At 68.9% G+C, this 2,256-nt stretch carries 2 protein-coding genes; both read left to right on the forward strand.

What is annotated here, in order from left to right; all coding sequences use genetic code 11:
- The coding region (locus tag PINTE_RS21025) for a response regulator transcription factor (protein WP_169798592.1) at window positions 1-279 on the forward strand (279 nt) is incomplete at its 5' end.
- A 327-nt stretch (window positions 280-606) separates the two neighbouring features.
- A complete protein-coding gene (locus tag PINTE_RS21030) occupies window positions 607-2,175 on the forward strand; it encodes an ABC transporter substrate-binding protein (protein ID WP_068434507.1) in 1,569 nt (522 codons plus the stop codon).
- Window positions 2,176-2,256 lie beyond the last annotated feature (81 nt).

Here is a 2,256-nt window from a genome sequence, read left to right on the forward strand (position 1 = left end):
ACGAGCGCGCCCGCGGGATCGAGTGGCCTGGCGACCGGCTCCCCGGACAGGCGGGGTGCGGGCGAGCCGCCTGCCCCGCGCCCGGACGGCCTCACCGAGCGCGAGCTGGACGTGCTGCGCCTCGTGGCCTCCGGCCGCGCCAACGGCGACATCGCCCGCGAGCTGTACGTCTCCCCGAGCACCGTCAAGACCCACATCAACCACCTCTTCGCCAAGACCGGTGTGGTCTCCCGCGCCGACCTCGTGCGCTACGCCTACGAGCACGGCCTGACCGCATAGGTTCTTATGCCGTGACCGCTGGCGCGTCACTGACCGGTCAATCAGCCTCCGAAACCATTGAGTTGGGCCGCTGACCTGCGCAAATGCGGGAGATGTGCGGAATGACCTCTCGCGAGCGGTCACTCCACCCGCTTGCGCGGGTCGCACCGACCGCTTCCGCCGCTCGCCTTGAGCGTGTTGCGGTTGCGTGTCGCGCGGCCTGGCTCCACGACCTTGTCGGTGCTCGCCCCTATGGTGCCGCCAGAACCACAACAGTGCGTATCGCCGCCGGCCGGACGGCGTGCGCACCTGCCCATCCATCTGGCACGAACGGAATTGAGGCTGGAGATGAAGCGGACTCGACTGCTGGCGGGCGTCTCGACGGCAACGTTGGTCGTCGCGCTCGCCGCCTGCGGAGGCGGCGACGCGGGGCAGAGCGCGAGCGGAGGGTCGACGCGCACCCTCGTCGCCAACGACGCCTTCGACCTCAAGACCATCGACCCGGCTCGGTCGTTCGAGTTCACCGGCGTCATGCTCGACCAGCAGATCTACGAGACCGCGTTGAAGTTCGAGGGCGCCAACGTCAAGGAGCCCAAGCCGGGCATCTGCTCGTTCACGATCTCGCCCGACAACAAGACGCTGACGCTGACGATGCAGGGCAACCACACCTTCTCCGACGGCACCCCGGTGACCGCCGACGACGTCGTCTTCTCCCTGCAGCGGGTGCAGGGCATCGGCGGCAACCCGGCGTTCCTGCTCGACGGCGTCACGGTCACCAAGAAAGACGACCAGACGATCGTGCTGACCAGCAAGGAGTCCAACCCGCAGCTGCCGTACATCCTGCCCAACCCGTCGCTGGGCATCGTCAACAAGAAGGCCGTCGAGGCCAACGGCGGCACCGCCGACGCCAACGACAAGGCGGAGAACTTCTTCAACAGCACCGGAGCCGGTTCGGGCCCGTACACGATCGAGTCGTTCGACGTGCAGTCCAAGGTCGTGCTGAAGACCAACGAGCACTACGCCGGCAACAAGCCCGCCTACGGCCGCGTGGTCATCGACAACGTCGACGCCGCCACCCAGAAGGTCAACGCCCAGGCCGGGCAGGCCCAGCTGGCGTTCTCGCTCGGCCCCGACCAGGTCTCCGACATGAACCAGGGCCGCACCAAGGTCGTCACCGCGCAGAGCGCCCGCACGATCTTCATGTGGTTCAACATGACCCCGGAGTTCGGCAAGCAGTCGGCCAACGTCAAGTTCGTGCAGGCCATGCGCCACGCGATCAACTACGACGGGGTGGTCGCGCTCGCCGGCCAGGGCGCCACCCGCCCCGGCGGCATGGTGCCCGCGGGCTTCGTCGGCTCGCTGGAGTCCGACCCCTCCAACACCTACGACCAGGCCAAGGCCAAGCAGCTGCTCTCGGAGTCGGGCTACAACGGCGAGCCGGTCTCGATCCTGTACTCCAACGACGTCTCGGTCGGCGGCGTGCGCATGCAGAACGTCGCCGAGACGATCCAGGCCCAGGTGCAGCCGCTCGGCATCAACCTGCAGCTCAACCCGCAGCCGAGCTCGACGAGCCTCGACAGCTTCCGCAGCGGCAAGGCGCAGGCGGGCGTGGCCTACTGGGGCGCCGACTACCCCGACCCGGCCAACTACCTCGTGTTCGCGCCGGGCGAGAGCCTCGGCAAGCGCGCCGCGTGGACGCCGCAGCAGGCCCCGGAAGCCGACAAGCTCGCCAAGGCCGCCGCCGCGGCCACCGGCGACGCCCGCGCCGCCGCCTACCAGGCGTTCCAGAAAGACGTCAACGTCGAGGGGCCGTTCATCCCGCTCATCCAGCCGGCGCAGATCGTCGTCACGAGCAGCGAGCTCAACAATGTCGTCATCAACCCGGTGACGACGACCGAGTTCGCGACGATCTCCTGACGTGAGCGCCGACTCCACGAGCAGGGTCGCCGCCCACGGTGGCGCGGCCGCCGCGCCGCGCCACGGTCGCGGCGGCGGTCT

Source organism: Piscicoccus intestinalis NBRC 104926 (assembly GCF_001515525.1).
GTDB classification, from domain to species: domain Bacteria; phylum Actinomycetota; class Actinomycetes; order Actinomycetales; family Dermatophilaceae; genus Kineosphaera; species Kineosphaera intestinalis.

What these genes read in the sequence shown, in the direction of transcription:
- PINTE_RS21030 (WP_068434507.1), top strand. Translation starts at nt 607, where the DNA reads ATGAAGCGGACTCGACTGCTGGCGGGCGTCTCGACGGCAACGTTGGTC.